The sequence below is a fragment of the Hahella sp. NS-SX17 genome, from assembly GCF_057367735.1.
Map to the genome: position 1 here is coordinate 5,104,468 of NZ_CM170632.1, position 15,014 is coordinate 5,119,481.

17 protein-coding genes are annotated in these 15,014 nt (G+C 52.4%); 10 read left to right on the forward strand and 7 right to left on the reverse strand.

Going from position 1 to position 15,014, the window contains the following annotated elements; genetic code table 11:
- The first annotated feature begins 90 nt into the window (after positions 1-90).
- The 3 genes from AC2IBB_RS22690 (at position 91) to AC2IBB_RS22700 (ending at position 3,970) form a co-directional block, all read left to right on the forward strand.
- Positions 91-582, forward strand: coding sequence for a SixA phosphatase family protein (locus AC2IBB_RS22690; protein ID WP_486329012.1), 492 nt, complete (start codon positions 91-93; stop codon positions 580-582).
- A 115-nt stretch (positions 583-697) separates the two neighbouring features.
- Positions 698-1,477: a hypothetical protein gene (locus tag AC2IBB_RS22695; RefSeq protein WP_486329013.1), complete on the forward strand. Its 780-nt coding sequence runs from the start codon at positions 698-700 to the stop codon at positions 1,475-1,477.
- A 99-nt stretch (positions 1,478-1,576) separates the two neighbouring features.
- Positions 1,577-3,970 (forward strand): ATP-binding protein, encoded by a 2,394-nt coding sequence (locus tag AC2IBB_RS22700; RefSeq protein ID WP_486329014.1) that lies wholly within the window; start codon positions 1,577-1,579, stop codon positions 3,968-3,970.
- A gap of 7 nt (positions 3,971-3,977) precedes the next feature.
- Here the strand turns inward: AC2IBB_RS22700 and AC2IBB_RS22705 are convergent, their stop codons facing one another.
- The 4 genes from AC2IBB_RS22705 to msrB all read right to left on the reverse strand — a co-directional run bounded on the left by AC2IBB_RS22705 (position 3,978) and on the right by msrB (position 6,196).
- Positions 3,978-4,454, reverse strand: coding sequence for a MarR family winged helix-turn-helix transcriptional regulator (locus AC2IBB_RS22705; RefSeq protein WP_486329015.1), 477 nt, complete (start codon positions 4,452-4,454; stop codon positions 3,978-3,980).
- Positions 4,451-4,930 carry a glutathione peroxidase gene (locus AC2IBB_RS22710; RefSeq protein ID WP_486329016.1) on the reverse strand — a complete coding sequence of 160 codons (480 nt, stop codon included), beginning with the start codon at positions 4,928-4,930 and terminating at the stop codon, positions 4,451-4,453. Before AC2IBB_RS22710 ends, AC2IBB_RS22705 begins: the two co-directional genes overlap by 4 nt.
- A 151-nt stretch (positions 4,931-5,081) precedes the next feature.
- On the reverse strand, positions 5,082-5,747 hold the full coding sequence (locus AC2IBB_RS22715) for a DNA-3-methyladenine glycosylase I (protein ID WP_486329017.1): 666 nt from the start codon (positions 5,745-5,747) through the stop codon (positions 5,082-5,084).
- 29 nt (positions 5,748-5,776) lie between these two features.
- Positions 5,777-6,196 carry a peptide-methionine (R)-S-oxide reductase MsrB gene (gene msrB / locus AC2IBB_RS22720; RefSeq protein ID WP_486329018.1) on the reverse strand — a complete coding sequence of 140 codons (420 nt, stop codon included), beginning with the start codon at positions 6,194-6,196 and terminating at the stop codon, positions 5,777-5,779.
- A gap of 222 nt (positions 6,197-6,418) precedes the next feature.
- On the opposite strand from msrB, the gene AC2IBB_RS22725 reads away from it, so the two are divergent.
- Positions 6,419-7,633 (forward strand): pyridoxal phosphate-dependent aminotransferase, encoded by a 1,215-nt coding sequence (locus AC2IBB_RS22725; protein ID WP_486329019.1) that lies wholly within the window; start codon positions 6,419-6,421, stop codon positions 7,631-7,633.
- Positions 7,634-7,711: 78 nt separating this feature from the next.
- Entirely contained in the window at positions 7,712-8,179 is a 468-nt protein-coding gene (locus tag AC2IBB_RS22730; protein WP_486329020.1) for a hypothetical protein, read from the forward strand.
- 107 nt (positions 8,180-8,286) lie between these two features.
- On the opposite strand, the gene bla is transcribed toward AC2IBB_RS22730, so the two are convergent.
- Positions 8,287-9,174, reverse strand: coding sequence for a class A beta-lactamase (gene bla / locus AC2IBB_RS22735; RefSeq protein WP_486333991.1), 888 nt, complete (start codon positions 9,172-9,174; stop codon positions 8,287-8,289).
- A 226-nt stretch (positions 9,175-9,400) separates the two neighbouring features.
- Here bla and AC2IBB_RS22740 point away from each other — a divergent pair, with 226 nt between their 5' ends.
- Positions 9,401-10,297, forward strand: coding sequence for a LysR family transcriptional regulator (locus AC2IBB_RS22740; protein ID WP_486329021.1), 897 nt, complete (start codon positions 9,401-9,403; stop codon positions 10,295-10,297).
- 2 nt (positions 10,298-10,299) lie between these two features.
- Here the strand turns inward: AC2IBB_RS22740 and AC2IBB_RS22745 are convergent, their stop codons facing one another.
- Positions 10,300-11,151 (reverse strand): Dimeric alpha-beta barrel, encoded by an 852-nt coding sequence (locus AC2IBB_RS22745; RefSeq protein ID WP_486329022.1) that lies wholly within the window; start codon positions 11,149-11,151, stop codon positions 10,300-10,302.
- A 445-nt stretch (positions 11,152-11,596) separates the two neighbouring features.
- Between AC2IBB_RS22745 and AC2IBB_RS22750 the strand changes: the two genes are divergently transcribed.
- The 3 genes from AC2IBB_RS22750 (at position 11,597) to htpX (ending at position 13,612) form a co-directional block, all read left to right on the forward strand.
- The gene (locus AC2IBB_RS22750; RefSeq protein ID WP_486329023.1) at positions 11,597-11,935 is read left to right on the forward strand and encodes a hypothetical protein; all 339 of its coding nucleotides are present in this window, start codon (positions 11,597-11,599) and stop codon (positions 11,933-11,935) included.
- 70 nt (positions 11,936-12,005) lie between these two features.
- Positions 12,006-12,605: a hypothetical protein gene (locus AC2IBB_RS22755; RefSeq protein ID WP_486329024.1), complete on the forward strand. Its 600-nt coding sequence runs from the start codon at positions 12,006-12,008 to the stop codon at positions 12,603-12,605.
- 125 nt (positions 12,606-12,730) lie between these two features.
- Positions 12,731-13,612 (forward strand): protease HtpX, encoded by an 882-nt coding sequence (gene htpX / locus AC2IBB_RS22760; protein ID WP_486329025.1) that lies wholly within the window; start codon positions 12,731-12,733, stop codon positions 13,610-13,612.
- Positions 13,613-13,692: 80 nt separating this feature from the next.
- Here htpX and AC2IBB_RS22765 read toward each other — a convergent pair whose 3' ends face one another.
- Positions 13,693-14,388, reverse strand: coding sequence for a flagellar brake protein (locus AC2IBB_RS22765; protein ID WP_486329026.1), 696 nt, complete (start codon positions 14,386-14,388; stop codon positions 13,693-13,695).
- 425 nt (positions 14,389-14,813) lie between these two features.
- Between AC2IBB_RS22765 and AC2IBB_RS22770 the strand changes: the two genes are divergently transcribed.
- Complete coding sequence (locus AC2IBB_RS22770; RefSeq protein ID WP_486329027.1) at positions 14,814-15,014, forward strand: PA1571 family protein; 201 nt, start codon at positions 14,814-14,816, stop codon at positions 15,012-15,014.

Here is a 15,014-nt window from a genome sequence, read left to right on the forward strand (position 1 = left end):
CGCACAATGTTGACGCACGTCAGAATTAATTGATGGCAGAATAATTTTCACGTTATAAATACGAGTTCGCGCAAATTCCGGCAGCCCCTCATGCATACCCTGACCTTGATCCGTCACGCAAAATCCTCTTGGGAAAATCCGCAACTGCCTGATGTGGAAAGGCCGCTGGGAAAGCGAGGATTGCGGGACGCGCCCAGAGTCGGCGGCTTTTTGAAGAAAATGAATTTCTCCACCGATATATGCCTGCTGAGTCCTTCACGCAGAACCCGGCAAACTCTGCAATTACTGAGCCAAGACAACCCGGTACTACTAAATGTAGTGCTGGAGAACGCCAAAATTTACGAGGCGGATTACACCACACTCCTGGCTCTGATCAAACAGCAAACGCAAGTCAATCTCACAATTATTGGACACAATCCCGGTTTTACAGATCTGCTGAACGCTATTTCCGACTGTCGAATCGCTAACTTGCCCACCTGTGGCGTCGCTCAAGTGCGCTTCGACATAGAACGCTGGTCCGACCTTCCTCAAACCCAGGGAGTTTTACAGCTTTTTGTAACCCCCAAGTCCTTACCGGCATAAAGCCACTCCCGCACACCTCACTTACAGACATTTTTTTGCAGAAACCCGTAGACTTTCCCAGTTTCATCTATACTTTCCGTAAGTTCTAAATTTATATAGAAAATATACGACCAAGATGTCCGCAACGAATATTACCGCCATAATAGGCGGCGTCATTATTTTGGTGTTGCTTCTGATTTACTTGGGACAGTGGCGCGAAAAGGCGAAGGACGCCCGGCAACGTCAGCTCAATGCTTTGCTCGATCGTTTACGCCTGCTCAAAGCGTTAGCCACAGGGTTGCCGCCGCAATACGCTCCCAAGGACATCCGTCTGCTGGTAGTCGCGCGCGCCCAGGCGACCATCAAAGAGCTCGCCAATATGGGTCATCGGGGCGACTTTGAAAGTCAGGCCGAAGAGTGGGAGGAAATAAAGGAGAACATAGTAAGTCAGGCCGACTTCCCCCAACTCGACCTGCAGAACCAAGCCGTAATGCAAGAAGTCCGCAAACTGCTCAAAGGACTTTATAAGTTTATTGAGACACAGATTAAAAAAGGACGCATAGAAAAGAAAACCGGCGTAAAACACCTCCTCAACACACAATTCCTGATAGTTCGTTCCCTGGCGGATTCCCACGTCAATAAAGCAAAACACGCTCAAGCCACTAACCGTGTTCGCGTCGCCATCCACCATTACCATGACGCCATCGAGGCTTTGGGCAAAATAGAGAAGAATCCCCTTGCGCAAAAAAGCATGCTTATTTATCGTCAACGCATCAAAGAACTGGAAAAACTTGCCACTGAAGCGGCGCAGACTAAATCTGAGGCGGTTGCAGAAGGGAGCGACAGGCTGAGCGCGCAATTGGACCAGATGATGACAGAAGAAGAAAAGTGGAAGAAAAAGCAGTCTTATGATTAGAGCGGACGGCCTGGACAGCGCTTATGCTTTCCTGACCGGCGGAGAGCCGGACAGTTTCGCCTGTCTCCGTCGCTCGCATGATGTTCATGGGAATAACCCTTGAAAATTAGCATCAACAACCGACTTTCTTTTCGGCTGGCGCGCAATACCGTCGCCGTCGCCTTACTGCTGGGCATGGTGTTAAGCCTTATCCAGGTCATCATCGACTTCCTCAATGAAAAGAACTCCCTGGACGCGGAGATTCGCGCCGTCGTCGCCATCAGCCATGCGCCAGCCTCACAAATCGCCTACAACATAGACGCCAGACTCGCCGCGGAACTGCTGGACGGGCTGCTTGAGCATCCGTCGATTATTCATGCTGAAATTATCGATACGGACAACCGGTTGCTGGCCAGTAAGGAGCGCGAACCACAGACATCCGCTTACCGCTGGCTCAGCGACCTGCTGTTCCAGCCCAGCCGCACCTATACTGAGACACTATTCGTACCACAGCTGAACGATTTTGTCCTGGGCGACCTGAATGTGGTCGTGGACACCTATCCCAGCGGCGCAGAATTTCTTAAACGAGCCGCATTCACCCTGGTGTCAGGCTTTCTACGCAGTCTGATTCTCTCCGCCGTGCTGCTGATTCTGTTCTATATCATGCTGACTCAGCCATTGGTGAAAGTGATTTCCGCAGTCAGTGAAGTCGATCCGGAAACACCCGAGAAGATCCGCCTACCGGTGCCCAAAGGACATGAGATGGATGAAATCGGCGTGCTGGTCAACTCCACCAACAACCAACTGCAGGCCATCGACGAAAACCTCAACAAGCTGAAGAAAGCGGAGTCGCGCCTGAAGACCTATTCGGAGCAGTTGGAACAGATTGTAGACAGCCGCACCAAGGAACTATCCGAGAAGAACAAGCAGCTCATCAAGAGTAACCACGACCTCCGCGTCGCCAAGGAAGAGGCGGTCAGCCGCGCTAAAGCCCGGGCGGACTTCCTCGCCAATATGAGCCATGAAATCCGCACTCCTTTCAACGGCGTGCTCGGCATGATCAGCCTGACGCTGGAGGAGCCGTTGTCCGAAAAGCAGAAGGAACAGCTTAATGTCGCCTATAGCTCCGGCGTCGCCTTGCTGGAGTTGCTCAATGACATCCTGGATATATCCAAGGTAGAAGCTGGCAAGCTCACTCTGGAAAACATCGCCTTTGATCTTCGTAAAACAGTCGAAGACGTGTCCCGCCTGTTAGCGCAGAACGCACACGCCAAGAACGTGGCGTTGTACACCAATATCGATCCCACCTTCCCAGAGCGGGTTTATGGCGATCCTACGCGCATTCGACAGATCGTCAGCAACCTGACCGGCAACGCCATCAAATTCACGGAAACAGGCAGCGTGACCGTCAGCCTGAGCATTCTGAAAAATCAGAGTGTGGAAATCCGGGTATCCGACACTGGCATCGGCATAGAAGCCGACCGGCTTGAATCTATTTTTTCCCCATTTTCCCAGGGAGACGCCGATATTACCCGCAAATACGGGGGCACCGGCCTTGGTCTGACGCTATGCCGGCAACTGGTGACTCATATGGGCGGCAAGATCGAGGTGATTTCGGAGAGGAGTCACGGCAGCACGTTCATGGTCACCCTTCCCCTCTTGGCGGACCACAACACGCCCAGCCCAAAAGTGGACGAAAGCCTGTTTAAACATCGCTTTGCGCTTCTGCATCAGACTGAGAACCGTACCTTTGAGTGCATCAGCGCCGAACTGCAAAACTGGAAACTGCCCTGCGAAGCCTATCCCTATGAACACCCTCAGGATATCAACCTGAAAGAGCAGCGCTTCGAGCCCAACACCATTATATTATTTGACTCTCGCTCCCTGTCTCCACTGCTGGTGGAGCACCAGGACATTGAAAATGTGCACATGATTCTGGTCGCGCGTCAGAATATCCCTTCAGACAACAACGCTTTCAAAATCATGCGCATTGAGCAGATGATCAGCGCGCCAGTCAGTCGCGACAGACTCTACGACACCTTATACAAAGCCGCCAACCCGGGCGGAACTTCTGTGATTACAGAAGGGACGGATTTACCTGAGGCGCCGGTCGGCAAGAAACATGTGTTACTGGTGGAAGACAATCAGGTTAATCAATTGGTGGCGAAAACCATATTGCGCAAACTGGGTTACGAGGTCAGCATCGCCAACAACGGACAAGATGCTTTGGATCTGGTAGGCAACGACCATTACGACATCATATTGATGGACTGCCACATGCCGGTCATGGATGGCTACGAGGCCACGCGACTGATTCGTCAGAATTCCAAATATGATGCGCTGCCCATCATCGCCGTCACCGCCAACGTCATGCAGGGCGACAAAGAACGCTGTCTCAGCTGTGGTATGAATGACTACCTCACCAAGCCCTACGAGAAAAAAGCGCTCACTCAAATGCTGGCGAAGTGGCTGGAAGACCCTGTCGCAGCGGCCGCCAGCAGCAAATTCGCTTGAGCGCGCTTCAACTCAATTGTTGAATGCGGTCCAGAAAACCGCGTAAATCGCCTTTCAAGCGTTCAAGCTCCTCAATCGCCACATTCGCCTTGCACAGCAGTTGCATCGGCACCTTCGCCGCTCGCCCCTTAAGCTCCCTTCCCGCGTCAGTCAACCCCAGCATAACGCTGCGCTCATCTTTCGCTGAGCGCTGGCGGGTAATCAACCCCTGCTGCTGCAACCGCTTCAGTAGGGGCGTCACCGTACCGGTATCCAGCAGCAGGCGTTCGCAAATATGCTTGATGCTCATCGCCTCGCCGGACTTGTCCGCTTCCCATAGCACAAGCATGGCCAGATACTGGGGGTAAGTCAGCCCCAGCTCATTGAGCAAAGGACGGTAGAGAGACGTCATGCTGCGAGAGCAGGAGTACAGCAGAAAACAAATCTGGTTATCCAGCGCCAATAACTGGTCTTCCCTCTCCTCCTGACAAGCAGGGAGGGTCACGTCAGCAGTTCCTTGATCGGCTTTTCCAGCTTCTCTGGGGTAGCGGTGGGCGGAAAGCGCTCAAGGACTTTACCATTCTTGTCCACCAGGAATTTGGTAAAGTTCCATTTAATCGCCTCCGTTCCCAGAAGCCCCTTGGATTGGCTTTTCAGAAACTTGTAAAGCGGGTGCGCGCTATCGCCGTTGACGTCGACCTTGGCGAACATGGGGAAGCTGACGCCGTAATTAAGCTGACAGAATTCCGCAATCTCAGCATTCTCGCCTGGGTCCTGTTGCATGAACTGGTTACAGGGGAAGCCCAACACTTCCAGGCCCTGATCTTTGTATTTCTCATACAAAGACTCCAGCCCGGAAAACTGAGGCGTAAAGCCGCATTTGCTGGCTGTATTAACAATCAGCAGAACCTTGCCCTTGAACTCGGACATGTCCCGCTTGGCGCCCTTGATGTCTTCTACCTGATAGTCGTAAACGCTCATATGCTCCTCCTTTATATTTCAAAAAATAATATTGTGCACAATATATATTTTCAATCTCTCCTGAAATCTTTTGCGTCCAGGGTCACAAAACATCGCCGCCGGACAACCTCCAGGCGGCTATCGCTGCGCACCCTGCTCCTTTTTCTGACGCCTAGCCAACACTGTAGGCCAGGATCTGACTCAGCTGGCAGAGCTGCAATGAGTAGGTATGCGCCATCTCATTGAAAAACGTCTGAGTGTGCTGTAATTGCTTCTGCGAAGTCGGAATTTTCTCCACTACGCCCATCGCTTTCAGGGCGGCGACCACATCATCCGTCAGCAAAAAGGTGTCTTTGCCAACCATGCGCAAGAAGCGGGCTCCCGATTGCCCGCCCATTTGCTTGCCCTGCTTGGCGAGATAACGCCACAATCCCACAATATCCGTTTCCGGCCACTGCGCCAGAAAACGCCCAAAGCCGTCATGGGCGAGGGAAACTTCCCTCACCATTGCGGCGTTATATGGAATCGAACACATCTTGCCCCAATGCCGAATGAGGCGCGCATCTTTCATACGCTCATCAAGATCCGACTCCGACAATAATTCCGCCTTTTCCGGCTCAAAGCTGAAAAACGCTTCTTCAAAGGCTGGCCAGCGGGAATCGACAAAGCTGTGTTTCAGTCCCGCGCGAAATATCCGCCGACTGATGTTGGAAAGATAATAAGCGTCGGACTGTTGCGCCAGCTCTTCCGCGCTCGCCGCCACAGACAACGCGGCGCGCATGGCGTCGTCGGAGCCGAAACGATCCCGCACCGCCGCCAGCCGATCTGCAAATTTCACGATAATTCTCCTGAGACGCGGAGCGCCGGTTATTCGTCTTCTTGTTTGGCGTCGCCGTCAGCGGAATGAAAGCGCAGCGAGGCGGAGTTCACACAGTAGCGCTGCCCGGTAGGTTGCGGGCCATCCTCAAAGACATGTCCCAGGTGCGCATCGCATTTGCTGCACAGGATTTCCGTGCGCACCATCATATGACTCAAATCCTTTTCTTCCGTGATTTTTTCTTTATCCATCGGGGCCCAGAAGCTCGGCCAGCCACAGCCGGAATCGTATTTATTATCCGATGCAAACAGTGGCTCGCCACAGCAGACACACACATACACCCCTTCATCTTTAGTGTCATAGTACTCGCCCGTGAAAGGACGCTCAGTCCCCTTCCCTCTGGTCACCCGATACTGCTCATCCGTTAATTGCTGACGCCACTCCTGGTCGCTTTTCTTTACTTTATCCATAAGACCTCCGACTCAAATACTCTCTGCTCGCTTGAACGATGTTGCAACTGTTTGACGCAGGCGTTGACGAATGGTTCCGCCGCTCTGCGTCGACCCAGGCGGGAAACATGCGACTTTCCGCATCCCGCTTGTAATTATGGGGACATCAATTGAATAATACGCAGCCCCCTTTTATGTTCTATATATGTTTCTTATAGGCCAGTTCCCGGCAGCGGTTTAAGTATGCATGAAATAAAGAAATCAAATAAGTTGCTCCACGTCTGTTATGAAATTCGCGGACAGGTGCTCCAGGAAGCAAAACACCTGGAAGAAGAAGGCCACCGAATCCTGAAACTCAACATCGGCAACCCCGCCCCATTCGGGTTTGATGTTCCTGAAGAGATCCAGCAAGACGTTATTTATAATCTCAGTCACGCGCAGGGCTATGCGGATTCTAAAGGCCTGTTCGCCGCGCGCAAGGCGGTGCAGCATTACACCCAACAGTGCGGCATCGCCAACGTGGACATTGAGGACATTTATCTTGGCAACGGCGTCAGCGAACTGATCGTCATGGCGATGCAGGCGTTGCTGAACACCAATGACGAAGTATTGATCCCAGCGCCGGATTACCCCCTGTGGACCGCCGCCGTCACTTTGTCCAGTGGCCGCGCCGTGCATTACCGCTGCGATGAGCAATCGGACTGGTTCCCGGATATTGCGGATATCGAGAGCAAGATTACCGAGCGCACCAAGGCGATCGTCATTATTAACCCCAACAACCCCACCGGCGCCGTCTATTCACGGGAGTTGCTACAGCAAATCGTGGAGCTGGCGCGCCGCCATCGCCTGATCGTTCTGGCGGACGAGATTTACGACAAGATTCTTTATGACGAAGCGGAGCACACCTGCATCGCTTCCCTGGCGGATGATCTGTTGTTCCTGACCTTCAACGGCCTGTCCAAGAACTATCGGGCGGCGGGATATCGCGCCGGCTGGCTGATCGTCAGCGGCGCCAAATTACGCGCTCATGACTACATTGAAGGCCTGACCATGCTCAGCTCCATGCGTCTATGCTCTAATGTGCCGGCGCAACTTGGCATTCAAACCGCTCTGGGCGGCTACCAGAGCATTAATGACCTGGTGGCGCCGGGTGGACGCCTACGGGAACAGCGCGACATCGCCTACAATCTGATCTCTCAGATTCCCGGCGTCAGTTGCGTCAAGCCTCGTGGGGCGATGTATCTTTTCCCCAAAATTGATCCCAAGGTTTTGACCATCCACAATGATGAGAAGATGGTGCTGGATCTGCTGCGCCAGGAACGCATCCTGATCGTTCAAGGGTCCGCCTTCAATCAACCGGACACTCAGCATTTCCGTCTGGTGTTCCTGCCAAGGGTGGATGAACTGGAGGGCGCAGTCGGCCGTATCAGTCACTTCCTGCAGGGCTACGAGCAGTAATTCGTCGTCCTTGAGGCGGACGCACTCGGTATGCGTCCGCCTTAGCAGAGAAACAGCGAACCAACCGAGAATTGAATCGTGCCAGAAATACACATAGAAGAGTTCTACAAGGACGCAGCCAAAGTCCTGATTCAGCTCTACAACTCCTTCCCCCGCAAAAACGCTGTCTTTGTGGAGGATATATCCGGGGCGGACACGCCGGATGAGTTCGGGCTGCACAGCGTGCGACACCAGGCCTGTTTCGCGGCCATGATCTGGTTGTCGGAAGAGGGGCTGATTCGCTTTGTGGACACGATCCGACAGGAAGCGATTGATCAGGCGGTGCTGACCCAGCCGGCATTTTTGAAGCTCAACAGCCTGGCCGTCAATCAGGCAGTCTCACCAACCCTGCAGCGCTTCATCAGCGCCCTGGAGGAAAGCGGCGACGCCACGCCCAATACCGCCATGAGCAATATCCAGCTCATCAAGAAGGCGCTGCATAAAGCCACCTCCACACAATTGGCGGAACTCATGCAGTGCGTCCTGTTTACGCCAGCGCAGCATTGATAGAGCTTACGCTCTGTCTCCGCTGAGCCCGCCAAACATACTCAAGCACACCAAGGGTAAACCAGGTTTACCCTTGTTTTTAGGTGCTCGTCTTAACGATTCAGGCCTCAGGGCTGAAACGCCGCCCCTACCGCGCGACCAACATCGGCAATCGCTTTGTTGCGATCTTCGAAAGCCGCTTCTGTCTCCGTGATATACACGGTCACGATCAAAGGTTCGCGCCCTTGAGGCCATATCACCGCCACATCATTGGTGGAACCATAGGCGCCGCCGCCAGTACGATCGCCGATGCGCCAGCCTTGCGGCAGACCTGCGCGCAACTTGGCGTCGCCAGTTTCGTTCGCGAGAAACCAGGCCGTCAGTTGCTGACGGGACGCCGACGATAGCGGCGAGTTCAAAAAAAGCTTTTGCAACGTGGACGCCATCGCCGCTGGCGAGGTCGTATCGCGCAGATCGCCCGGCGTCGCCTCGTTCAATTCAGTTTCCCAGCGATCCAGACGGGTGGTTTCATCTCCCAGCCCACGTAAATATTCCGTCAACCTGGAAGGGCCGCCAACAGCCTCCAGAACCAGATTGGCCGCCGTATTATCGCTTTTGGTCATCGCCGCCTGACACAGCTCTCCCAGCGTCATCCCTTCTTCGCCGATACGGTCTTTGGTGACGGGAGAGTAGGTGACAATATCCCGTGCTTCAATCTGCACGCGCCGCGCCAGATTTTCCTCGCCGGCGTCCACTTTCGCCAATAGGGCTGCACAGGCCAACACCTTAAAAGTACTACACAGTGGAAAACGCTCCTGTGCGCGCTGCTCCCAGGTCCGGCCAGTCTGTGTATCCAGCACCATTACCCCCATACGGGCGTCCAGTCGATCTTCCAGCTTAGCGAAGACCTTCTCCAACTGAACGGACCTATCCGCCGCTGCGCTGAGGCCAGAAAAGAACAATAAACCGCCTACGCACGCTGATCCCAGTAACGCCGTCAAACGACGACGCGTCACCCTAAAACTCATAAGTATCTCCAAGATAACTCGTCATATTGAATGAAGTGACTAAGCGTTGGCCCAATAACCGCCAGCTAAGGGTTTGGCTTATAGAGCACAAATTATATTTATACCAAACCAGCGACGAAGCCCTTAACGCTTAGGGTTGGATAGCTTATGATTCAAAAGATGCGATAACAAACGACCAATTTTTGCATTAGACATAAATTAAATTTGGGCATCCATGGCCAGACCTCACCTTCCTCTTAACGCCATCAGAGCTTTCGAAGCAGCGGCGCGGCATCTGAGCTTTACTCAGGCCGCCATCGAACTCTGCGTTACTCAGGCCGCAGTCAGCCATCAGGTCAAGGTGCTGGAAGAACGACTTAATGTGAAGTTGTTCAGGCGGCTGCCCCGTGGACTGATGATCACGCCGGAAGGCGAAGCCCTGCTGCCTACCGTTAACCAGGCGTTCGACCGCATGTCCGAAGCGCTGTCCCGACTGGAAGGCGGGCAAGTTCGCGAGGTGCTGTCACTGGGAGTGGTGGGGACATTTGCACTGGGATGGTTACTGCCGCGCCTAGCGGACTTTCAGCAAAAGCACCCCTTTGTCGAGATACGCCTGTCGACCAATAACAATCGCGTGGATATTGCTGCAGAAGGCCTGGATTACGCCATCCGATTTGGAGATGGCGCCTGGCATGGCGTCGACGCCGCACCGCTTTTCGAAGCGCCGTTAACGCCTCTGTGCATCCCCGCCCTGGCGGAAACGTTGCGCACGCCGGAAGATTTGAGCGGGCACACGCTGTTGCGATCCTATCGCGCCAACGAATGGAGCAACTGGTTCGCCGCCGCCGGCATGGCGCAACCGGCCAACCTGATAAAGGGCATTGTTTTCGACTCGTCCATCGCCATGATGGAAGCGGCATTGCAAGGTGTGGGCGTGGCTTTGGCGCCACCACTGATGTTCGCCCGCCATCTCGCCTCCGGGACCATTCAACAGCCGTTTTCCTGCTTCATTTCCGAAGGCGGATACTGGTTGACGCGACTGAAGTCCCGGTCGCCCACCCCAGCGATGGAGGCGTTTCAAGCCTGGTTGGCGCAACGGGTGGAGTCCGAGAATCCGTCCGCCATGAAATAGAATCAGCCAGAGCCAACCGAACTGGCCATAAATATCGCCACTCGCGCCAGCCCTGCATTGCGATACTTCTGGCTCTCACCGAAGGCATCGCCTTCTATCGTAGCCAGTAGATTCCTTCTCTGGGGATAACGCACAAAAATAAATTTATCCCAGTTATCCTGCAGCATGCAGTCCGGTTCTCCCGCCAGCAAACAAACCGGCGTTCCGCCATATACGGGAAACGCGCCTCGTCGCATCAGTTCAAATCCGGCCAATTTAGCGTAGCGATCATAGGCTTCCTTACCGCTAACGGAAGGCTCGGACTCCGCTTCTCCCTGATACTCCGCTACCGCTTTGTATTTATTCAGATTGTAGACGAACAAAGGATCATCCAGGCTTTGACTTCGAGCGACAGCCATTTGAGCTTGGTCAGGCCAAATCGCCGTATTTTCAGCCGCCCACCCGGCAGCAGGCGTCCCCGTATCACGAACGCCTTTAAACACCTGAATCAGCCTAGACATCCATCTCACCATCCGAAACAGCCAAGGCGATTCAGGAACCACCGCCAGCACGGCCCACGACTCACAATGCCTTCGCAAAGCTTCGCCATGAGTCGCCATAAAGCTCAAAGCAGCCTTGGGCGAGGGAAACTCATCAATCAGAATTTCATCCAGCCACATCCCTTCCCTGGCGACCGGGTCCGCCTGCACGCGAAACAACAGCTCACCACCACACTGACTCACACTCTCTCGCAGCCAACTCAGATAATCCTCGCTGCGCTTTATTTTCAAATGAAACACCAAAGCGACCCTTTTCCCCGCGGCCCGCTTCTCCAACTCCTTGCCTGCATCATCCAGAAAAATCGAAACCGTCACGCTCCTTCCACTCCCTATTCAAACCCCAATCCACTTATTAGCGCCACGAACAAGGGCTGAGGTCATTGAAAGCAAACACCTCAATGCAGTCACTCATCCCAACCCGAAATACTCAGTGATACGACATAATGCTTTAAACAAACAATGAGAATACCTGATTCACTAAAGTGAAATATGATGAAATAACGACTAAAAACAAAGAGAAAAACTTGTTTTCAAATAAAGACAAACACTCCGAGTGTCCGAAGCGGCTTTATACGAGAATATCCGAAAAACAACCACCTCTAACATAACTCTACGAACCAAACTAACACACACAAACGATTTCTGAAAAACATGTCGTTTCAAGCTTTATAATTCAAATAAATAGCTGGCAAAAAATCGAGTGACAGGATAGACCCCCAACAATAAACTGCACACTTAGCTTACACATTGGAGACATCAAATGAATACTGAAGATATCTGGCTTATTCATCACAAGGCGTCATTAAGCCCTAACACCCCCATGAACATGGATGGTTCAAACTATGCAGTAGGTATCGCAGTCGCCCCTGGGAAAGACCTGCAAGAGGCCTTGGCGAGGCTTCACGAATATCTGAGAGACAATCATATGCAACTATTGGATATTTGGAAGTGTATTAAGCACAACGCAAATGACTATGGCCTAGATAGCGAAGACCCCAATGGAGTAGAGCGCTCTATTAAGAAAGCGCAAGAACAAAGCAAAGTATTTTACGCATGCGGGTTATCTTCAGAAGTTTTAATAGCACTAGGGAGCGAATAAGATGCTTAGTCGCAAGGGAGCGATGACTATAGCCGAAGGAAACACCGATTAAAAAGTTAATGCATCCGTTGTGCTTGGTGTTAATAAAGTATCACGTGAATACGTATTAAGAACCACATTAGATCACTTCGACGTTTGGAGAGCTAAACACTCCGTCAACCCAATGTTGGTAATTTACCTCTATGACAACCCTTTCCCATCAAAGCAAGCATTCGAAATAGATGACGAAATATGGGTATTTGAAGTTGACGCGACAAAGCCTCAGGACTTAAGCATAGCAGTCAGGATCGGCATGCACTATTACAACGCCCAAGCAAGTGACCTGTTTGGCGATATATACGTAAAAAACCTCAATGCTGAGGGTGAAAACAAAATGGAAATGCAAGCTCTGGTTAGAGCTAACAAGCACCTTTATAAAGGCGTATCACAGGCGATCCAACAAGCTGCGACCTTGTTAGGTATTCATGGAGCAATAAATCTATGGATATTCAGCAATAAGGTTAATGAGAAAATTCCTCACGAGGAATTAGTAAAGTCTTTAAAATCAGCCAACGCAGAAACCGTCACTTCGGACTTCGAAACCAAGCGAATATACCATGTAGGTAGCAATGACGGCGATGGCCAAATGAGAAACATCACCCACTTACACTTGGCTACGTTTAGAGTTTAACCTCAAAATAGGGCGCATCCTCCTGCGCCCTGATCGGTTAATAATCTTTAATCCCTGATTTATTGATTTTCCCCCACCTGAAACATATTTTTCCATTAGGTTTATCCCTTTAGTTTGAGGCGACTATGTTCAGGATTCTACTGTTTCTGGCAACCAACATTGCTGTAGTGCTTGTAGCGAGCGTGACGTTGCGGCTTTTGGGGGTTGAACCCTATCTGCAGGGCAGCGGACTGAATCTCACCTCGCTTTTGATTTTCTGCGCTGTATTTGGCATGAGCGGCGCCATGATCTCTCTCTTCCTGTCCAAATGGATAGCGAAGATGTCCACCCGCACGCAAGTGATCGAGCAACCTCGGGACGCGGTGGAGCGCTGGCTACTGGATACGGTAAGAGAGCTTTCCAGCGAAGCCGGCATCAAGATGCCGGAAGTGGGCATTTTCCCCGCCCAGCAATCCAACGCCTTCGCCACAGGCTGGAATAAAAACGATGCGCTGGTGGCGGTAAGCGAAGGGCTGCTGCGTCGCTTCAGTAAAGATGAAATACGGGCCGTGCTGGCTCACGAAATCGGTCACGTTGCGAATGGAGACATGGTCACCCTGGCGCTGATACAAGGCGTCATCAACACCTTCGTCATGTTCTTTGCACGCATCATCGGCAATGTCGTGGACAAGGCTGTTTTCAAAAATGAAAACGGTCATGGCATCGGCTTTTTCATCACCACTATTTTCGCCGAAATCGTGCTGGGCATCCTCGCCTCCATTATTGTCATGTGGTTCTCCCGCAAACGCGAGTTCCGCGCCGACGCAATGGGCGCCAAACTGGCGGGTTCTGGAGCCATGATCGCCGCGCTACAACGTCTGAAGGCAGAAACTCAGATGCCGAACGAAATGCCGGACACGCTGACCGCTTTCGGCATTACAGAGGGAGTCAAACAGGGCTTTAAAGCGCTGTTTTCGAGCCATCCTCCCCTGGATGAGCGTATCGCCGCTCTTGTCGCTAACCGCTGAGAGCCCAGGAAAGTCCCAGCCCCATCAAAAAAGCCCGGCGTCTGAGCCGGGCTTTCTCGTTTCAATATTATTGCCGTTGATTACTTGGACAGCTGCAGTTCATGCACAAAACCGCTGATCACGATCTTCGCCGCATCAGACAACCCAGTAAACTGCACCCCGTAGAGATATCTGAAAGGCGCATCATCCTGATCCATAATCGTGCGATTGCGAATGATGCCGTTGACGTTGAATGTCTTGGTAATATCCGCCACCGTAAGCGCGAAGCGCAGAATCACCTCTTCTCCGGCGTCGCCCAGCTTGGCGACGGACTTCATCCCTGCTCCTGTTTTGCTGATGTCGGTAATCACCGCCTCTTTAGGCCAGTCCCCCAGGCCACTGTCGAAATCGCTGTTGACCTGAGTGGGAATCTCGACCTTCAGGCGCTCCGCATTGCGCACTTGCAGCGCCAGAAGCTCCTTGGGATATTCCAAGTGGACGTGTGCGAAGGGCTGTAGCGCCATGTGTTTAACCTGACTGGTGAAGGCGCACACCTTGTTTTTCGCCACAGAACGCACAGTGAACGGCCGGTCCTTTTTCAAAATCAACTGTTTGCCGTCCACAACAGGCGCGGTGACCATCACACTCTGCCCTGGCGCAAAACCAATCAAGCGCACATGATAGCGCGCACTCTGATCCATGCTCTCCAGATGCAATGGATCGCCAATTTGCAGTCCCAGCTTTTCGAATGGTATTTCCACATCCTTGGGAGAATACACCGCTGCTTTATCACCCACTCAGCCATTTCTCCATGACTAGTATCCGACGACGTCTATATTGTAACGCCATTGCTCAAGCCGGATGGATTGATCGCCTCATTATTCTGTGACGATATTTTCGACAGTTTAGTATCGACCGCCTGACGCTGCTTGTGAGCCCAAATGCGTATTTTTTTGCAATGATTCACAAATAATCGCCTATCCAGGTTGATCGGCCTTTCAATATATTATCGTCCACTTTTCGAGCTTTTTCGCATTTTCGACACATAATGCCTTGGGAACGCCTTTCGAAGGATGATGGCTCCACCCGACACCATGGGCTAGCTTTAGAGATGAAGGCGTCTGCAATGGACGGAGCAGACCTAAAAACAGACGTCTATCTCGTGTCACAGGATCGTCATGAGACAAGTTTAGGCTGATGCAAACTCTGGAGGTCCGGGCAAATGCAAGCGAACAATTGGCGGAAATCGGCAAGCGAAACCGGCGACGACGAGCGTATGAACGGCGCCGCCATCATTTTGGAGAGCGGTGAGGAAATCCCTATTACTGAAGCGATGATTCAGCAGGCGTTGAAAGCCATGGAAGATGATTGGAATCCGTGGAGCCGCCAGCACATGAGCATGGGCCAGCGGCAAAAGGGCTGA